Below are 18660 nucleotides of genomic sequence, written 5' to 3' on the forward strand. Positions count from 1 at the left end.
TTTTAGCGATCCCCACCGCGATAGCTATTGGCATTCGTAAAGAACACTTTTTCAATCACATCGATCGGTTTGGATAATAATATTTCTTTTGTTTTGAGCGATTGTACTCGTAGTGTTGGTTTTCCGTCTACTAAAGAAATCATCACCAAATTCCCTTGATTTAAGTATGGAAGTGGAGCATATGGATCTGTTTCAATGGTTTGACTAAGTTCTAATTGATGATTGGCACCAATTTTGTATAGAGTCAATTTATTATTCTTTCGTTCACTTGGCTCTTTATACCCTTGACTTTGAGACAATTCTTTCGATTTTTCAGAAGAAATTAAATACACTTGATCCTCCACTACATATACACTTGTGTTTTCAAAAGCCATCGTCTCAGTCGATTCAATTTCATTGAATTGTTTCTTCTTCGCATCAAAAGTTATCCAATGGAATTGGTTTTCTTTCGAATAAGAAGACCCCATGATGAGTCTTTGCGGATCATAGACTTTCTCGCTTGAAGCGACTCTCCAGTGGAATTCTTGTAGATTTCCTGGTAAATTGACTTTTTCCAATTTAGAAGGAGTCCCCGTCTTCAAGTCAATCGAAAACGTTAATAGATAATGCCCTCTATCAGAATCGCTCCATTGCATAACTGCGTATAAAGTATCCCCATCTCTGTAGAAGGTAGGAGTTTCAATATACGTACGGTCCCCGCGGATTTCTTTTGGAATGGATACCGTATTGGAAACCAACTCTTTCGTCTCTGTATTCATCAATGTATATCCAATCACTGGGTCATTATTTGTCTGATACACATTAAATTGTGATCCGTAATAGAGTTTATATCCTTTGAAAGTGATAGAAGTTCCGTAATGTGGTCTATCAAGTACTGAAAAATCTTTCATTTGATTTCGTAAACTATACGAGTAGAGATGATCTCCAAAACCAATTCGTTTCACTTCTCCGTCTAAAAGTGCGTGAGTAGCACCATTATGATTGGTAATATCTTGTGTATAGGGAGTAAACTGAAACGTCGCTCCTTCAACGAGTTTTTTCTCTTCTTGTGATAACTGCAGAGAGACAGGAGCAGGTTTGACATCTTTATAGACTGCAAATCCTACACTACTAAGGAACATGAGACCACCGAGCGCAAAGATGACTGTTGCAAATTTTCTTGATTTCATTATCCAAACCTCCTTATACGCTGACCTTATGATTTAATAAATAATCACTGAGTAATAAATTGCCGATAATCCACACGATTATTCCCGTTCCTAAATAGAGTATGGTTTCAGATCCGATGAAATAGAAACTCCATTGGTAACGAGAGACGGTTCCTACATAAATGATAAGGAGTAAGATATATCCGATGATACTCATTAATTTCGTTGTTGTGGATTTTTTTTCAACTCCCACCACTAATAAGGTGATTTGGAAGATGGTTACGATAGCCGCTATCCCAAATAGGAAGAAGAAGAAAAATTGAGTCGCATATTTTGGAACAACCGTCTGCATAGCAATGGAATTCGTCACAAGAGACCATGGTGTCACGTGATAGGAATCAAGACTCGGAATAAATACTCTTGAAAGAGTGTAATTTAAAAATACTCCAATCACTTGAACACCTTGTAGGAAGAACGTGATGATCAGCATTGTTAGTAACTTCGATAAGTACACACTAAAGCGGGACCCTGGCAACATCAATAATCGGTAAATGAAGGAACCCTTTGTACTCCACTCTTTCGACCAAATCATCGCACTATAGACAAGAATGGCCACTCCTGCAAAAAATACAGGTAATCCAATATTGATTTCTACGAGAACCACTCGAAGAATTTCTTGTTTTTCAGTTAAAATTCTCATTCCACTCAGCAGCCCAGAAGTTACTATCGTAAAAAACTGAAGACCGACTTGAATCAATACTTGAAGCAGTGCCGTAACGAGAATAAATCCTTTGGCCTGGCCTAAATTATAAAGCGTTAGTTGAATGACTTTTCTCATTGTAAGTATACCTCCCTCATCACATCTACGATAGACTTCCCTTCTTCTTCACGAACTTGTTCTGGATAAAATTCTTTAACAATTTTTCCTCCGTCCAGCAAGAGCGCCTTGTCTACAATGTACTCAATATCATTAATTTCATGTGTTGTAATTAGTACGCCTCGTCCGTCTAATAAATCACTCGTAAACACGCGTGCAATCTCTTCACGTGTAAAGACGTCAATTCCGGAGAATGGTTCGTCCATCAAAATATAATCCGTGTCTAGTCCCATTCCTAGCAGTAAATTCAACTTGGCTACATTCCCTTTTGAAAGAGACCTCACTTCGTCTTTTAAGTTCAATCGGAAGAACTTCAGTAAATGTTTTTCTTTCGCACGATTCCAGTTTGGATAGAAGGTACGCATAAAATCAATCGCTTCATCTACCGTTTGATTTGGAGAGATAATAGAACTATCCGTAATGTAGCTGACTTTCTCAGCAAACACCTTACGCACTGGCATATCATCAATCACGATTTCGCCTTTGTCATAAGGGAGTAAGCCCGCAATAGAATTCATAATGGTTGTTTTCCCAATCCCATTCACACCGATGAGCGCTGTGACTTCCCCTTTTTTCGCGTTAAACGAAATATCATCTAACACTTGTTTTTTTCCAAATTTCTTACTTAAATTTTGTACCGTTAACATTTAGAACTCTCCTTCCTATCACAATTTCTGACTCAGATGGTCGATAATCTCTTTTTGAGAGAGATGAAGCGGAGCAATCGCATCGACAAAACTCGTAATAGCTTCTTCCAACATTTCTTCTTTTAGCTGTTCGATTCTATCCTCATCTTCTGTCACTCTACTCATTACATTATTTCCCGTTGTCACAAGACCGATAGCCTCCATTTCATGAAATGCCCTTTGAACCGTATTCGGATTCACTTGCATCACCTGAGCCAGTTCTCGTCTACTTGGCATTTCTTGTCCGGGTTTTAGCCGTTTGGATACTATTTCCGCCTTGAAATACGCGACAATTTGCTCGTAAACCGGACTTCTTTTATCAAATACAATCATCGGCTTCTCCTTTCTTTCGATTGTATTAGTGTATTAATCGAATAATACACTTTCTTTTAACTGTATTATGCGCTTAGTACACTCATTTGTCAATAGCGTTTTCAAAAATATTTTTAGAAAATAAAAAAGACGACCCATTTGAGTCGTCTTTAACATTATTGTAATTTTAATTTCACCATTTCTTGCAAGATTAAGTTCGCCATCTCGGCTGCTCCAGTATCATTTGGATGAATTTCATCCTCGAAGAGCAACTCTTTCGTGCGTCCTTTCGCATAAGTTCCCCAGTCGATTAAATGCACATTTGGATACCGTTCAGCGGCTGCTTTCAGCTGATCGTTTACTTCTTTTGCCCATTTAATTTCATATCCTGCCGTTACTAAGAAAATGTCACGGTTGCCTGCTGCTTGAATGAGAGAATCGATTTGCGCACTTGCAAAGGCTCCGTTTGAACCAAGTACAAATACGACCGTTTGAGATAATCTTCCTTGTTGCACTAGTTTTTGAACGACAGGAGTACTGTAATACAATTGACGTCCCACTTCACCGTCCACATAAGCATTTGGAAAGACTTCTCTTAATTTATTGGCAGAAGCTAATAAGACGGAATCTCCTACAAAAGTAATTGGCGTTTGTCGAACTTGTTGTTCTATATTGGCCTTTACTTCCGAATTTACGGTTGTGACAGCTTCCGTAGTAGGTTCCACAGTTGTTTCTTGAAGCAATTCCTGATTTTTGCGAATTTTTTCTTCTACTTCATGAACCACACTGGTTTGGTCTTTTTCCTGCGCAAATCCAATTCCTGCTAATCCCGCAAAGACCAGATACACTAATGAAAAAGCAATTCCGAAGTGTTTCAAGCCTTTTGGAAGGTTGGATTTCATATACGCCGTTAACCGGTACGGACTATGCGCTTGTCCAATCGGAAGCAGAATCCGTTCTTTTTCAAATAATTGATAAGTGATTTCAGCTAGTACAATTATCGTGATCCATTGAATCAAAACATTCAACCAGTAATCTTCAACCCCCCGTAAAAAGGATGGCAAGATTAAGTGAATTGGATAAAACCATAAGTAATAAGAGTAACTTCTTTTTCCAAAGAAAGTAAAGCCTTTAAAACTAATGATATAGTGAAGCCATACGCCTTCACGAATGGCAAATGAAACCAGTAATGTCATGACAATGGAAGACACTAGCATGATCATGTAATACACTTCCGCTTGCATCCCATTGAAGGTCACGAGCATCCAAATGAGCGCCCCCATACTAATGATGCTGGCAATATTCAAGTTCCCCTTATTCGAATGGTCTTCTGGGATTAAGAGTTTTCCTTCATGAATATAGCTTAGTGAAGCACCTAAAGTGAATGAGAACAGTCGAGTTGACACAAGATAGTACACATGCGATGGATCTTGTTCCCACCAATATAAAGCTGCCATCCCCACTGCTGAAGCAATCGTTAGAAATGCTAACAGTGCGAACTCTTGCATCCGCAGAAAGTTCATCTTCTTCATCCATTTTCTCAGCAAGAATCCAACAATTAATAATTGGACATATAACGAAACGTACCAAAGATGGACAAAAGGACTCGGATTAGCAGACTGTACAAAATAAGATTGTTGACTAAAGATTTGATAATCGTTATTGACAAAGAACAGTGCGGATAGCGCCATTCCTCTAATATTGGATAACATTTGCGGTGCGATTAAAAAAAGCGTAGCAACGGTCGTGATAATCATAAAGAGCATCGGGAAAAACATTCTTTTTAGACTCTTCCACGAGAATCTCTCTTGATAATCTTCGGCAAAAGTCTTCTTATTCTGTCTAAAGGTTAAATAGCCCCCAACTACAAGAAAACCATTTACCGCCAAAAAGCCCCCAGGCAATAAATGTTGAAAATAATAATATAAAATAATTGCAAGTATAAAAAAACCTTTCAAGCCATCTAAAGCTGCGCTCCTCTTCCGTTTTTGTTTTTCAGGAGGATGTGGATGCGCATTTGACTTAGAAAGTCCCGTTTGATAATTTGAAGTCTCCATTGAAATTCTCCATTCATTCTGTTTGTCATCATTATATCTCAAAACAGCTACATTTGGATACTATAAACTTTACATTTTAATTACTTTTGAGAAAATCATTTCCAATTGTTTCTGTGGGGAAAACAGAGTTCAAATTTGTCTCTAAAATCAAAAAAACTAGGCAAAAAATGCCTAGTTTCTTCATTTATAATAAAATAATCAAGATGTAATTTAACTCAATGGAGATAGCTGCTATTTCAACCCTTTAAAAGCATCTACTTTAATCTTCTTGCTATCAATCCCTTTTTCTTCAAGGAACCTCTTCATCATTTCCACATCATCAGGTTGACCAGATAAGAGATATGTGGCCTTATTTCCATACTTTTCTGCTGCATTTTTAAGGCTGTCTTGACTTTGAGAAAAGCTAGAAGTTGTTTCATAGGTCAAATTTGTTTCATTTTTTGATAAATTTGCTATTTCTTCATTAAAAATAAGAACCCCTTTATCCAAGTGACTGATAATAATATCGCGTTTTCCAGCCCACTCTTTGATAATTGGCCGTATTGCCGCAATGCCAACGTCAGAAGCAAAAAAAACAAGTGGATCTTTGCCATCTGCAACAGATAAATTAGAGTAAAGCTAGCTCATCTCGACCTTACTTCCTACTTGCAAATTAGTCAATGTTTTTTTATAGAAACTACCACTATTGTGTGTCAAAATGAAAATTTCATTCTCATTAGGGTTAGAAGCTATTGTCAGCCAGCCACTATTTTGTTTGTTTTTATCATTGCTCATTGAAGCACTGGATATTACGTCGGTAGTTTCTTGAGCGTTCTCCTTAACATCATGTAATGTAAATTGAGCATAAGATCCAACTTCCCATGTCACATTGTCAGGTTTCGTCAAACGTATTAAGTAAAGGTCGTCATTGAGATTTTCAATGGATTTAACCGACAAAGTTTGACTCCGTCCAAGATAGGTAATCGCACCCCAAGTAATAATGCACAGTGTCACCAGAATAGATATAATAATTATCACCATTTTTTACCTCTTTTCATTATTTCCCTCATTTCCAAAATTTAAAAGATACCCAAAAAGCCAGTGCGATAGTAGGAATAAAACCAATCACTTTGATAACAAAATCGGTATCCGCCAAGCCGTATATATAAATCATGATAGTTACTGCTGCCAACCAAATGCCTGCAATTTGCAAAATAGCAGGTAATCCGGTAATCATACATAACCCTATCGCTAACAACATTATGCCTCCAGTAGCAAAGCTCATGAAATCAGGGCTGGATAAGTCAATTGACTGTAGCATAGCTCCCAATATAATGACCAAAATACCAATAACGGCGACAGAAATTCCTGCAATACTCCATCCATTCATTTTTTTACCCCTTGTTTGTTCATAATAATATCTCCTTTATAATTTTGAATGAATAAAATTTAAATTCATTCATTTTCTCTTAAAAAATAAAGAAATCAATTCTTTATTTTTTTAAAATGCCCTTTACAAAATAAGTTGCAAGTATTTCAACTGTTTTACTGACACCCGGAAAATCATTTTCTGTAATGTGCATATCCATATAGTAAAACAGATTGTAAACTTGTAAGATTTCTTGAATTCTTTCTTGTGAATATCCTTCATCCTCGATACGATTGGTAAATGTCTCCTCTAAAAACTGATGAAATGAATTTGAAATTTTGCCTTCTTCCGAAGAATAATAACGATGCAACTCATTAGAAATCATAGGATTGTACCATTCCGAAAGAATTTTATTGGAAGAAATATAACTTCGTGACGTTCTGAAAATCTGACTGACAAGTTCGACCATATCCATTCCCCAATCAATTTCGTTTATCATTGCTTGACGTACACGATTATTCTCATCTACATAAACATCTAAAAAAATAGCTTCTTTACTGTCATAATAGTTATAGAAAGAACCGACTGCCACACCAGCTTGTTTGGCAATTTCTGAAATTCCTGTTGCCTTATAGCCTGTTTTAGAGAAGATATCATGGGCAGCAGCCTTTAAAGCCTGTTTTTTATCCAATTTAACAGATCTCCTTTTAGTTATGAATGAATATTTTTTTTATTCATTCATAATGTATCATATTGCATGTTCCTTGTCAACATAATAAGAAAATAAAAGACTTTAAGTTTACAATCAACACACTTTACAGTCTTAGAATTCCCCCTTATTCTTTCCAAGCGTCAAATCAAACTACGATACCTGAATTGCCTGACTCTGTATGCCAAGATATTTGAAAGTTCCACGCTTTTCTTACTGTTCTTTAACACTTTATATTCCCTCTAATTTTTCATTTTCCTGTTCAATGAACATCAGTCATACAGTTATCAAATTGCAGTGTTTGTTCTCTGCCATCTTTGGCAAAAGTGAATTTTCGTTGTTGTAAAAATTAAGAAATAAGAGGAACAGCAAGCATAGGAAAGGGTTCTTACCTTTTGTGGTGTTTTCCTGCATACAGTTCAAGCATAAGGTCAAGGATTTCATCAATACGATCACTGTCAAGTCCTGATTGGCTTCTACTTCGTAACATGAGCATGAAAAAAGCGGTGTTCTTATACTTCCTTTAACAGAAGCGAAAGAGCACCGCTTTTACGATTTCCTATTTAATTTTGATTCCCACAACATGCATTTTATGTCTGTGGTAAAGTACTTCTATCTGAAGAGTTTTTACAGCACATCAAGGCTTTTTCCTCAAAAGTAGTAAATTGTAGTAAATTCAATCCACTCTCATGTAAATATCCTTGTATTTCAAGGGGTTTGAGGGTTAACTATTAAAGTTTGCATTTAAACTCTTAATGTTCTGAAGCACCGCTTGTTGCGTCTACTGCTTGTGCTTGAGCTGGAGCTGAATGCCCACTATCTGAAGCACCACTTGTAGCATCTGCTGCAGGAGCAGGAGCTGAGTGTCCGCTGTTTGAAGCGCCGCTTGTTGCGTCAGCTACAGGAGCTGCCCCATTTGCGCTCACTAAACGTTGGCCAGTTGTTTGTAAGTACCAATCTAACCATGGTTTGAAGTCAAACACGATTTCGTTAATTCCAGCGTAAGAACCATCAGGATAGTACATTGCTTGATAGTTGTGTACGTTGATGATTTCTGGTGGAGTGTTCGGAACGATTGTACGGAAGTAATCCACGTTTCCTGCACGTAAGTTCGCAATGAGGTATTCCACATTTTTGAAGGTACGTGGTGGGTGAACAGTTCCTAAACGGTTACCAGATTGAGATGGCACACGTGGAGCCAACATTTTGTTTGCTGGTTTGTTGAAGTTATAGTACAAGAATTGGTTGTTGTCATCGGCATATGTTACTTCAAATGGTAAAGCTTTTAAGAACATATCGATTTGGTCAACAGTTAATAAACCGTGGTCTAAGCGAACATAGTCGTTTCCTTGAGCAGCTCCAACGATTTCACTTGCTTTTTCAACCCATTCTGGATCATCTGGATCTACGCCTTGAACTGTTGTAGAAATTGGGTTTGTGCAGTCTAAATCTTCTGGAGGAGTTGGTAATGGTTTACGTAACACTTTTACAACCTCCACATATTTCACGAAGTTTTCTAAGCATGAACGTAAGAACGCTACAGTTCCTTCGCTCTTAATGTTGCCTTCTTCGTCGAATGCTTCTTTTGCTTTTCCTAATAAGAATTCGTTCCCTGGTAATACATATGCGTTTACCCCTGGAGCGTCCAAGATTTTACGTAAATGCACTTGCGCACGTGAAGTACCTTGGTCATAGTGAGAAGCTCCCATAATCATGACAGGTTTGTTTTCGAATGGGTGTAAGTTGAATGACATCCATTCTAATGTGCTCTTCAAAGCAGCTGTAATTGTGTGGTTGTGTTCAGGTGTCGCGATAATCACACCATCTGCACGGATTAATTTGTTGTACATGTATTGTACTGGGAAGCTCTTAGATTGATCTTCGTCTTGGTTGAACATTGGAATATCTTTAATTTCTAAGATTTCAAACTCGAATAAGTCACTGAATTTCTTTTCGATAAATTGTAATAATAAACGGTTATGCGAAAATTCCGCATTTGATCCTACGATACCAATAATTTTCATTTTCTACTGTCACTCCTTATTTTTTAGAACTGTCCCATGAGAAGTTTTTCGCTTCTTTTTCACGAGCTTCGTTTGCACGAACTAATTGTTTTGTAATTTCAATGAATAATAAGTAATCTTCGAAAATCTTTTCTAATTTTTCAACAGTCACTGTATCTTTTAAGTTACCTTCTTCGTCGAATGCTTGTAAGGCGTGACCTAATAAGAATTCATCACTTGGTAAAACACGTGCTTTAATTTCTGGCGCGTTTAAGATTTGACGTAATTGACTTTGTGCACGTGAAGAACCGAGTGTCCCGTAAGATGCTCCTGTAATCATGACAGGTTTATTTAATAATGGATAGATACCATAAGATAACCATGCTAAAGCGTTCATTAATACAGCTGGGCATGAGTGATCATATTCTGGCGTACTAATGATTACTCCATCTGCTGCAGCGATTTTATCTGCAATGGCTTGTGCTTCTTGCGGCACAGCCTTAGGAGTTGGTTTGTTGAACATTGGTAAGTCTTTAATTTCGACTAGTTCAATTTCCGCCTGTTCTGAAAAATGTTTTTGAATGTATTGTAATAGTTGACGGTTTGTTGATTTTTTAGAGTTTGTTCCGACTAAACCGATTAATTTAACCATTTGAGTACTTCCTTTCGAGTAATTGAATCTTTGAAGCAAGTCCTGATGTATAGAAAATACGATCATCTTCTAAAATCATTACCGCTTCGATATGAGGGTGTTGTTCCACTTCAAATAAAATTTCATGGGCTTTCTTTCCAAAAAGTCGCGTTGTCCAGATTTCACAATCAACCGATTGCTTAGAAACAATTGTGAGGCTGCTCACATCTGTTTCGGCAGGATATCCCGTCTGCGGGTCGAGTATGTGATGGTATTTCTTCCCATCCACTTCGAGCACCCGCTCATAGACACCCGATGTCACAATGGATTCCTCATGAATCGGAAGAAGAGCTACGTTTTCTCCGCGTAGAAGTTTTGGATTTTGGATGCCAATCCACCAATTCCCATCTTCATGATGAATAGCGGGACCTAGCGTGAGAACATTCCCACCCAGGTTAATCAGTGCAGAGGTCACTCCATGCTCTTTCAGCTGTTGCATCACCAGATCCGCAATATAACCTTTTGCAATACAACCAAGGTCAATCCGCATTCCTTCTTCTTGCAGAAAAATCGTCTGATTCTCTTCATCTAAAACGACTTTTGTTGCATCGGTTAGTTGAAGTTTGGCTTGAATTTCTTCATCTGTTGGTACTCTTGCATCGCTGAAACCTACTCGCCAAGTTTGGACCACCGGACCGATCAGAATATTCATCCGACTCCCCGCAGCTAAACTATTCTCCAGTCCCATTTTCACTAAATGAAAAATCTCTGGATGAACACTAACCGCATGTTTCCCAGCAGCCAAGTTGACAGCCATCAGTTCTGAAGTTGAGTCATTCGCGCTAAAACGATGCTCATATCGCTTCAATTGCTCGAAAACTTCAGCCACTAAACGATCGCCTTCAGGATGCGCAATTTTCAATTCGATGACGGTTCCCATCAATCGAATGGTACCTGTATGATACTGTTCCAAGCTCCATTTCTCCTACGTTTTTTTGTGATAAAAAGCACACAATAGTGTATACTAAAAGCGTTTTCTACCCCTTAATTGTGAATGTACCATATTGAACAATCATTTTCAAGAAACAACTTTTAAAAAATAACAAAAAGTCATCATAATTCTTGATATCATGCCCTTTTTACTGTTTATTAAAATTCGTTTACAAAAGTCTTTTTCAAAAAAGAGCCCCTCTAGTCCCCATTTACATTTGTTCAACATTGCGCTTACTACTATTCTTCACTCTTCTCCTCAACCCAAAACCTTAATCTATAAAAAGTCTATAAGTCTAAGAAAAAAACACATTCATCCAAAACCTTCCCTTACTGAGAAGCAATAAAACTTATTACTAAGTTTGTTAAAGTTCACTCAGTCGAGGGACGAAAAAAGCCCCCTACTTTAATAGTTAAAAGCTCTAAATAGCCGAAGCCGGTCCTCTTCCTGAGAAGCAAGAAACTTAATGTGAGCCTTTATGGAGTTTTGGCGTTCTCGAGGGACTACAGAAAAAGCCCTTTGGATTCTATAATAACAACAATAGCGATTAGTAACCGATGCGAATTAGATTCTCTTGAAAATTGATTTTCTAGAGAATCTTTGAGGCTCGGTAGGATTGAGACCTTGGCTCAATACACTCCGAAACCCTTCCCTTACTGAGAAGCAATAAAACTTATTACTGAGTTTGGTAAATTTCACTGAGTCGAGGGACGAAAAAAAGCCCCCCTAGATTTATAGTAGTTGTAATAGCGAGTTCATAACCAATGTGAATTACTGACTCTAGGGTGAAACCCGTAGAGTCAGTTTGAAGCTTGGTAGGATTGAGACCTTGGCTCAATCCGGTATCGCTATTATAACAACTATAAAAATTCTAGGGGGAGCTTTTTGACAGTCCCTACGGGACTCCCATTAAATCTTTTTAACAAACTCAGATTTAAGTTTCATTGCGCCGAAGCCATCTATCTTACAATCGATATTATGATCGCCTTCCACGATTCGAATATTTTTCACGCGTGTTCCTTGCTTAATATCTTTCGGAGCGCCTTTTACTTTCAAGTCTTTGATGACTGTTACAGTATCGCCGTCTTGTAATTTATTTCCGTTTGCATCGATAGCTACAGGACCTTCTTCTACTTCTGAGCCTGGTTCCCACTCATACGCGCACTCAGGGCATACTAATAAAACACCATCTTCATATGTGTATTCTGAACCACATTTAGGGCAATTTGGTAATGACATTTACATTCCTTCTTTCTATTCAAAATTCATCTTAACGACGTTTACGAATCATATCTAACGGTTTTACAGGTTCCGTCACTTTCATTTTACAAATCATCATAGCATGAGGGGCCGCTTCGATTTCTTCCCCATTTTCATCCCACAACTGAGTTAACACTTCTTCGTGATGACGCATTCCAGGTCCGTAGAACTCGATTTGGTCTCCGACTTTGAAATTGTTTCGTTGTTGAACGGTAGCTATCTGTGTTTCTGGATCATATTCCAATACTTGTCCAACGAACGCATATTGAGGAATTTGACGGCGTGGGCCAAATAATTGCTCATGTTCGGTTGGAACTTGGTAATAGAACCCAGTTGCTAATTCACGTTGGGCTGCTTTCCATAACTCGTCAATCCATTCTTGTTTACATACATAGTTGTCTGGATCTTCACAGTAAGAATCCACCGCTGCACGGTAAACATTTGAAACCGTAGAAACATAGTGAATGGATTTCATACGACCTTCAATTTTCAAGCTATCTACACCGGCTTCAATTAAATCCGGTAAGTTTTGAATCATCGCTAGGTCAACCGCACTCATGGAGAATTTTTCTTCGATGCCTTCTTCCCCTGCACCAACCATATTCTTTTCACCAGCAAATGGCATATCGAATAGACCGTACTTCCAGCGACATGATTGCGCACATCCACCACGGTTAGCATCACGATGCACCATGTGGTTGGATAATACACAACGTCCTGAATAAGAAATACACATTGCACCGTGGATGAAGGCTTCAATTTCGACATCCACTTTTTCTTGCATTTCTTTGATTTCTTCCATTGACACTTCACGCGCTAATACGACACGTTCTAATCCTTCGTCTTTCCAGAAGTTTAGTGTTTCGTAGTTGGCTGCTGAAGATTGTGTTGATAAATGGATAGGTAATCCTGGTGCTTCTGAGGCACAGATATCCATTAAAGCCATGTCACTAATAATGGCTGCATCGATTCCGATATCACGTACGGTACGGAAGAAATCTCCCGCTCCTTTTTCGTCGCCTTCGTGCGTCACCATGTTTGCTGCGATATATACTTTTGCATTATGTGCATGGGCAAAATCAACGGCTTCTTTCATTTCCGCAAAGTCAAAGTTCCCTGAACGGCTACGAAGTCCGTACGCTTCCCCACCAAGGAAAACGGCATCTGCTCCGTATAAAATAGCTGTTTTTAATTTTTCAAGAGTACCCGCTGGAGCAAGTACTTCAGGTTTTTTCAATATCTTTCTTCCCATTTGACTCTCTCCTATTTCACATCTTCTGGATTTAATAAGTAAAATCCTGCTTCAAGGCCACGAACTTCTGGATGAAGGGCACGCACTTGTAATTCAAGACTGGCGCTCTTTTCAGTAGTCCATGTTCCTGCTTCGATTTCATTACGAGCATTCACGAATAATTTCGCTACTTCAACAAAGTTTTCCCCTGGAGCGAGCACTCCGTCTAGCTTCCATTGCGGGATGCCCATTTCTGTTAACTCTAACAAATACGGCGCAAGAGACACATCGTTATTCGCAAAAATATGCGTTCCGTTAATGTCTTCATAAATTGAATAGTGAGAATCGTCATCTGCTGGTTCTGACACAAACAGACCACGGCGTTTTTCAACCGATTCTTTTTTCTCAATATAATTGAAATAGTTATTTAAAAGTGGACGTTTTGAATGATGGATACAAGTTGCTCCATAAACAAGAACCTCAATTGGAATTTCTACACCCGCTGCCAAGATTTTCATCTCTTCACGAGGAATTTCACGCGCAATCACCGCACCAACGGCACCACGTTTTCCCCAGAAGTTGACTTGACGACTACTTGTCACTAGTACGGCCGCATCATAACGGTACGGAATCGAATACTCAGGATTCTTCATAATTTGAACCACTCCTGGATCTCCTACCGCAATGTTATCCACACCAATTTCCTTTAAAAAGGATAAGTATTCCGGAACGAGCGCAATCCCTTCATTATGGAAAATCGCGTTTACCGCAACACTTGCTTTCTTCCCATATTGGTGCGCCAATTCTGTTAATTCTTTTTGTTCCTCACGTGTAAACGACATCGGAAGACGAAGCCCAAATTGGTCCTCCCCGAAATAAATCGTATCCACGCCTGCTTCAAGCAAATCTTTTGCTTGTTGGATCGATTCAACTGTTGCAATCAGCTCTATCATCCAAAGGCCCCCTTTGCTTTCTTTAAAATTTATACTTATCTAGAGTATCACAAAACAACTGAATTTTCTATTGTTAAAATATAAACAACACTCTCTTGATTTTTTATTCATAAGAAAATCCACCCTACTAAAATTGTAGGATGGATGCTATTTATTATTCTACTTCGAATCGAATGCCTATCCCTTCTGGTAAAGCTTTAAATACAGCAATCTCAGATGGTAATAAATGACCGATAACGTTTTGACGCGCATCTGATGGTAAACTTTCTTTAGTAATTTCAATTTCGCCTTGATAGCGACCATACCCCGCATTAGCCTGATTGATTTCTCCAACGGTGCGGATTGTCGTTGAAACCTCTCCGCCAAGCATGGCCCAGCCGCGAGTACCGAGTACACGGTACACAAAATCACTCGCATCGATACGGTCACGAAGCACTTTTCCTGTTAATTCAACTGGCACTTGTGCCTTTAATGACACAAATCCTTCCTGAAATTCCTTCATGACCTTTTGTGTTGACTCATGAATAAATGTATCCCCCACTAAAATCATATCCGTATGTGCACGAATAAGTTCGCAAATAGCCAAGCGGGTATCTATTCCTCGATGTGTTTCCACAGTAGGCAACCCTTCATGAAGCGGACCTCTTAAAGGTTCATCTCCTGGAATAAACGCGAGTACTTTGACCCCAAGCGCCTGCAATTTTTGGTTAATCGACGTGAATTTCTCAAGCGAAATTCCTGAATATACTTTTGGATAATAATTGTGGCAAGCAATGATTTGCTTAGCAAATCCTAGTCGCTCTAACAATTGGTATTCTCGATTTGTAAATGTTGAAGCATTTACTACAAGCGTAAACGCCTTGCCGCAACGTTCGATAAACGCTTCGTCTCCAAATTCGTCCAGACGTAAGTACGAAAGCCCTGCATTTTTCAGAGCCGCAATATTTTCTTTGGTAAGATCTTTATGAGCGATGTCTGGGATTAAATCTATTTCATATGAACGAGCAAGTTCCACAAGACGTGTCATATCTGCTATTTCTAGCGGATGTTCTGGTAACTGAAAAGAAGTGAAAGCCACGGTTTGACGCGCGGCTTTCATTTCTTCTAACACTTGTGTAACGACTTGTTCACCAAGATTGATATAAATGGAGCGCCCAAAAGAAATATTTCTTTTACTTGTTTCCATATACTTCATTAATACGATCTTCATCTACACCGAAGAACCATGTAATTACAAATCCTCCGATATAAGCTCCAATCATTGCAATTAAGAATTGTAATTGCGTTCCTGGCACCATGATTAAAGCTCCGAATAAACCTGAAACCCCTTGAGATACTGTTCCTAGGTGGAATAGAACTGCTAATACACCACCAACACCAGATCCTAAGCAGGCTGTTAAGAATGGTTTTCCTAAAGGAAGTGTTACAGCGTACATCATTGGTTCCCCGATACCTAAAATACCTACTGGTAATGAGTCTCTTGTTAATTGTTTTAATTTTTTGTTTTTAGTCTTCAAGTATAATGCTAAACCTGCACCCACTTGACCACCACCGGCCATCATTAAGATTGGTAATAGGTAGTTGATACCAGCACTTGGTCCGTTTGGATCGTTTAATAGAACGTGAATTGGTGTTAATGCTTGGTGTAAACCAACAGATACGATTGGTAAGAAACCAGCAGAAAGAATATAACCACCAACAACGCCTAATTGTTCATATACAAAGTTTAATACTGTATAAATTCCTTGAGTCATTGCTGCACCAGCAGGTTGAATGACTAATACAGACAAGAATGCTCCAATAATCAGTGTGCATAATGGTGTCAAGAATGTTTTCAACATTTGTGGCATGAATTTATCAATGGCACGTTCTAAGTAAGCTACTAAAATCCCCATCATTAAGGCAGCTAATAGACCACCAGCACCTGGGTTAAATGCTTTACCTGTAAACGGCATTAATACTTGGCCAGCATCTGTTTTTAAAAGAAGTGGCATTGTTGAAACACCAAGTGACATGCTTCCTGCAATCGCCCCAAGAATTGGAGTTCCTTTGAATTCACGAGCGGCATTATACCCTACGTATAAAGGTAAGAACGTAAATAGTCCCCAACCCATTGTACGAATAGCTTGGTACCACCATTCAAAGTTATATGCATTTTGAGTAGTTACGTTAATAACGTTTGAAATACCATTGATTAAACCAGCGGCGATAATCCCTGGTAATAGTGGCACGAAAATATTAGCAATATGTTCCAAGAATCGTTGTACTGGACCATTATGGGCTGCTTTATTTTCTTTTTTGTTTTGTTTTGCTAAATCTACTGCATCGACTTCATCAACACTACCGAGTTCAATCCCTGTCAATTCAGCAAATTCACGACCTACTTCAGTCACTTTACCAGGTCCTAAAACGATTTGAACCCCTTGTTCACGTTCAACAACTCCTAATACTGAATCTACATCTTTTAATCCAGCTACATCCACTTTTGATGTATCTGCTACTGTCAGACGTAAACGTGTCATACAAGTTGCATTACTGACCACGTTTTCCTTCTGTCCGACCTTACTTAAAATTTCACTTGCTACCTTTTTTGCATCCATTTTATTAAGCCCCCTTATTTTGTATTGCTCTAACAATATTCATTTGATTATCTCGAAGCAGTTTTTCCGCTTCTTCTACTGAAATATGATGTAATTGAGAAATAATAGCTACTTTTAAATCAAAATGATTGTCCTCAAGAACTTTTCTGGCATCCTCTTGAGGCAAGTTAGTTACTTTAGCTAGAATATTGGTTGCTCGTTGTTTCAATTTTTGATTTGTTGGTTGAACGTCGACCATATATCCTTTAAAAATTTTCCCTACTTGAATCATTGCTGTAGTAGTAATCATATTGAGAATGATTTTTTGTGCTGTGCCTGCCTTCATTCGAGTAGAGCCTGTAACCACTTCTGGTCCGGTAATCGCCTCAATTCCCACTGAGGCTACTTTAGAAATTAAAGCATCTGGAGAATTTGAAATAGCTCCAGTAAAGCATCCCACCTTATTTGCAAAGGCTAATCCAGCTGCCACATAAGGGGTACGGCCACTTGCGCTAATTCCTACGACCACATCTTCCTTGACGAGATTCAATGCCCTGAGCTGTTCTTCTGCAATTGTTTCGTCATCTTCCGCTCCTTCGATAGCATTTCGTAAAGCATAGTCTCCACCAGCTATTAACCCTACTACCATATCAGGTGAAACTCCAAATGTAGGAGGACACTCACTTGCATCAAGAACACCTAAACGTCCTGAAGTCCCCGCGCCCAGATAAATCAATCTACCCCCTTTCTCAAACGCTCTTACAACTCCTGCTGTTACTTCTTCTATCTCTGGAATACATTGTCCAATCGCATCCGTAATTTTACGATTCTCATCATTCATATAACGTAAAATTTCACCGATCGATTGAGTTTCAATATCCTTACTTCTGTCATTGACTTGTTCCGTCATCAATTTCGAAATATCGTCCATTTTTCTCCACCTCCTCCTAAAAATTCCACTTTTCTTCATAATGGAATCGTTTTTCTTAAACACATTATACAACGTTGTAAATTTTATTTCAATACTGTATAATAATTTTGGAAACATTATTTCTAAGAAAGGAGTTATATATGAAAAACTTTTTAACCGTCACGGACAAAAAAATTGAAGCCTTTATTTCAGAGCATTCAGAGATTGTACTCTCTTCTAGCATTCATACATTGGCAGAACATATTGGTGTTTCGCCTTCTTCTATTAGTAAATACATTAAAAAGATTGGATACCGCTCTTATTCTCGTTTCAAAGTAAATCTTGCTCAAAAAAATGCGCAAACAATTGATGAGCAAATCGAAAAAGATGATTCCATCAAAACGATTCAATCCAAATTAATTAGCACGGTCACTCGTTCTTATGAAATGACCTTGGAACTCGTGGATGATATCGTGTTGGATAAAGTCATCGACCTTATGAAGAATGCGCGTAAAATTTATACCTTTGGGGTAGGGGCATCTGGAATGGTCTGCAGTGACCTTTATTTCAAATTAAGCCGGATTGGTAAAAACATCCTGTACCATACCGATTCGCATATTCAATTAGCCAGCCTGGGTAGTGCGACACCGGAGGATCTTGTCATTGGGGTGAGCTATTCAGCCCAAACCAAAGAAGTCACAAGCGCTTTTGAAATTGCAAATTCTAGAGGAATTCCAACCGTTTCGATTACCGCTTTAGGAAACAATCAACTGGATTCCCTCAGTACGTATAGCTTAAAGGTCCCTCGACATGAGAATATTATTCGTTCTGCTGCGATTACCAGCCGAAATGACTCCTTATTCTTAATCGACTTGTTGTATCTTGGACTCCTCCAAAAAGACGACCGTCGTCAAAACGAAATTTTAGAATCGAGTTACCAACTCACTCACCAATTGAGAAAATAA

General features: G+C 38.5%; 17 protein-coding genes and 1 pseudogene. 1 reads left to right on the forward strand and 17 read right to left on the reverse strand.

The window, feature by feature from the left end:
• Positions 1–2: 2 nt before the first annotated feature.
• From ADH99_RS05085 to murQ, 17 genes and pseudogenes are all read right to left on the reverse strand, one after another.
• Complete coding sequence (locus ADH99_RS05085; protein WP_049555090.1) at positions 3–1169, reverse strand: hypothetical protein; 1167 nt, start codon at positions 1167–1169, stop codon at positions 3–5.
• A gap of 13 nt (positions 1170–1182) precedes the next feature.
• Positions 1183–1986 (reverse strand): hypothetical protein, encoded by an 804-nt coding sequence (locus ADH99_RS05090; RefSeq protein WP_049555091.1) that lies wholly within the window; start codon positions 1984–1986, stop codon positions 1183–1185.
• Positions 1983–2672, reverse strand: a complete 690-nt coding sequence (locus tag ADH99_RS05095; protein ID WP_049555092.1) for an ATP-binding cassette domain-containing protein — start codon at positions 2670–2672, stop codon at positions 1983–1985. The genes ADH99_RS05090 and ADH99_RS05095 overlap by 4 nt, the downstream gene beginning before the upstream one ends.
• Positions 2673–2690: 18 nt before the next feature.
• Entirely contained in the window at positions 2691–3044 is a 354-nt protein-coding gene (locus ADH99_RS05100; RefSeq protein ID WP_049555093.1) for a GntR family transcriptional regulator, read from the reverse strand.
• Between the two features lie 155 nt (positions 3045–3199).
• Entirely contained in the window at positions 3200–5080 is a 1881-nt protein-coding gene (locus ADH99_RS05105; protein ID WP_049555094.1) for an acyltransferase family protein, read from the reverse strand.
• A 231-nt stretch (positions 5081–5311) separates the two neighbouring features.
• Positions 5312–6117, reverse strand: a pseudogene (locus ADH99_RS05110) (FAD-dependent oxidoreductase).
• Between the two features lie 8 nt (positions 6118–6125).
• Complete coding sequence (locus ADH99_RS05115) at positions 6126–6449, reverse strand: hypothetical protein (protein WP_049555095.1); 324 nt, start codon at positions 6447–6449, stop codon at positions 6126–6128.
• 103 nt (positions 6450–6552) lie between these two features.
• The gene (locus ADH99_RS05120) at positions 6553–7119 is read right to left on the reverse strand and encodes a TetR/AcrR family transcriptional regulator (RefSeq protein ID WP_005607753.1); all 567 of its coding nucleotides are present in this window, start codon (positions 7117–7119) and stop codon (positions 6553–6555) included.
• A 770-nt stretch (positions 7120–7889) separates the two neighbouring features.
• Positions 7890–9161, reverse strand: a complete 1272-nt coding sequence (locus ADH99_RS05125; protein ID WP_049555096.1) for an NAD(P)H-dependent oxidoreductase — start codon at positions 9159–9161, stop codon at positions 7890–7892.
• A 16-nt stretch (positions 9162–9177) separates the two neighbouring features.
• Complete coding sequence (locus ADH99_RS05130; RefSeq protein ID WP_049555097.1) at positions 9178–9792, reverse strand: NADPH-dependent FMN reductase; 615 nt, start codon at positions 9790–9792, stop codon at positions 9178–9180.
• Entirely contained in the window at positions 9785–10711 is a 927-nt protein-coding gene (locus ADH99_RS05135; protein WP_049555138.1) for an FAD:protein FMN transferase, read from the reverse strand. Before ADH99_RS05135 ends, ADH99_RS05130 begins: the two co-directional genes overlap by 8 nt.
• A 960-nt stretch (positions 10712–11671) precedes the next feature.
• The gene (locus tag ADH99_RS05140) at positions 11672–12001 is read right to left on the reverse strand and encodes a zinc ribbon domain-containing protein YjdM (protein ID WP_005607758.1); all 330 of its coding nucleotides are present in this window, start codon (positions 11999–12001) and stop codon (positions 11672–11674) included.
• Positions 12002–12032: 31 nt separating this feature from the next.
• The gene (locus ADH99_RS05145; protein WP_049555098.1) at positions 12033–13274 is read right to left on the reverse strand and encodes a peptidase U32 family protein; all 1242 of its coding nucleotides are present in this window, start codon (positions 13272–13274) and stop codon (positions 12033–12035) included.
• An 11-nt stretch (positions 13275–13285) separates the two neighbouring features.
• Positions 13286–14206 (reverse strand): peptidase U32 family protein, encoded by a 921-nt coding sequence (locus ADH99_RS05150; protein WP_049555099.1) that lies wholly within the window; start codon positions 14204–14206, stop codon positions 13286–13288.
• A gap of 154 nt (positions 14207–14360) precedes the next feature.
• Positions 14361–15401 (reverse strand): MupG family TIM beta-alpha barrel fold protein, encoded by a 1041-nt coding sequence (locus ADH99_RS05155; protein WP_244266375.1) that lies wholly within the window; start codon positions 15399–15401, stop codon positions 14361–14363.
• The gene (locus ADH99_RS05160; RefSeq protein ID WP_049555101.1) at positions 15379–16806 is read right to left on the reverse strand and encodes a PTS transporter subunit EIIC; all 1428 of its coding nucleotides are present in this window, start codon (positions 16804–16806) and stop codon (positions 15379–15381) included. The genes ADH99_RS05155 and ADH99_RS05160 overlap by 23 nt, the downstream gene beginning before the upstream one ends.
• Before the next feature lie 4 nt (positions 16807–16810).
• Positions 16811–17716, reverse strand: a complete 906-nt coding sequence (murQ, locus tag ADH99_RS05165) for an N-acetylmuramic acid 6-phosphate etherase (protein ID WP_049555102.1) — start codon at positions 17714–17716, stop codon at positions 16811–16813.
• A 140-nt stretch (positions 17717–17856) separates the two neighbouring features.
• Between murQ and ADH99_RS05170 the strand changes: the two genes are divergently transcribed.
• Complete coding sequence (locus ADH99_RS05170; protein WP_049555103.1) at positions 17857–18660, forward strand: MurR/RpiR family transcriptional regulator; 804 nt, start codon at positions 17857–17859, stop codon at positions 18658–18660.

It is taken from the genome of Granulicatella sp. 572.rep1_STHE (assembly GCF_001073445.1).
Classification (GTDB): domain Bacteria; phylum Bacillota; class Bacilli; order Lactobacillales; family Aerococcaceae; genus Granulicatella; species Granulicatella adiacens.

What these genes read in the sequence shown, in the direction of transcription:
- ADH99_RS05085 (WP_049555090.1), bottom strand. Translation starts at nt 1,169, where the DNA reads ATGAAATCAAGAAAATTTGCAACAGTCATCTTTGCGCTCGGTGGTCTC.
- ADH99_RS05090 (WP_049555091.1), bottom strand. Translation starts at nt 1,986, where the DNA reads ATGAGAAAAGTCATTCAACTAACGCTTTATAATTTAGGCCAGGCCAAA.
- ADH99_RS05095 (WP_049555092.1), bottom strand. Translation starts at nt 2,672, where the DNA reads ATGTTAACGGTACAAAATTTAAGTAAGAAATTTGGAAAAAAACAAGTG.
- ADH99_RS05100 (WP_049555093.1), bottom strand. Translation starts at nt 3,044, where the DNA reads ATGATTGTATTTGATAAAAGAAGTCCGGTTTACGAGCAAATTGTCGCG.
- ADH99_RS05105 (WP_049555094.1), bottom strand. Translation starts at nt 5,080, where the DNA reads ATGGAGACTTCAAATTATCAAACGGGACTTTCTAAGTCAAATGCGCAT.
- ADH99_RS05115 (WP_049555095.1), bottom strand. Translation starts at nt 6,449, where the DNA reads ATGAATGGATGGAGTATTGCAGGAATTTCTGTCGCCGTTATTGGTATT.
- ADH99_RS05125 (WP_049555096.1), bottom strand. Translation starts at nt 9,161, where the DNA reads ATGAAAATTATTGGTATCGTAGGATCAAATGCGGAATTTTCGCATAAC.
- ADH99_RS05130 (WP_049555097.1), bottom strand. Translation starts at nt 9,792, where the DNA reads ATGGTTAAATTAATCGGTTTAGTCGGAACAAACTCTAAAAAATCAACA.
- ADH99_RS05135 (WP_049555138.1), bottom strand. Translation starts at nt 10,711, where the DNA reads ATGGGAACCGTCATCGAATTGAAAATTGCGCATCCTGAAGGCGATCGT.
- ADH99_RS05140 (WP_005607758.1), bottom strand. Translation starts at nt 12,001, where the DNA reads ATGTCATTACCAAATTGCCCTAAATGTGGTTCAGAATACACATATGAA.
- ADH99_RS05145 (WP_049555098.1), bottom strand. Translation starts at nt 13,274, where the DNA reads ATGGGAAGAAAGATATTGAAAAAACCTGAAGTACTTGCTCCAGCGGGT.
- ADH99_RS05150 (WP_049555099.1), bottom strand. Translation starts at nt 14,206, where the DNA reads ATGATAGAGCTGATTGCAACAGTTGAATCGATCCAACAAGCAAAAGAT.
- ADH99_RS05155 (WP_244266375.1), bottom strand. Translation starts at nt 15,401, where the DNA reads ATGAAGTATATGGAAACAAGTAAAAGAAATATTTCTTTTGGGCGCTCC.
- ADH99_RS05160 (WP_049555101.1), bottom strand. Translation starts at nt 16,806, where the DNA reads ATGGATGCAAAAAAGGTAGCAAGTGAAATTTTAAGTAAGGTCGGACAG.
- murQ (WP_049555102.1), bottom strand. Translation starts at nt 17,716, where the DNA reads ATGGACGATATTTCGAAATTGATGACGGAACAAGTCAATGACAGAAGT.
- ADH99_RS05170 (WP_049555103.1), top strand. Translation starts at nt 17,857, where the DNA reads ATGAAAAACTTTTTAACCGTCACGGACAAAAAAATTGAAGCCTTTATT.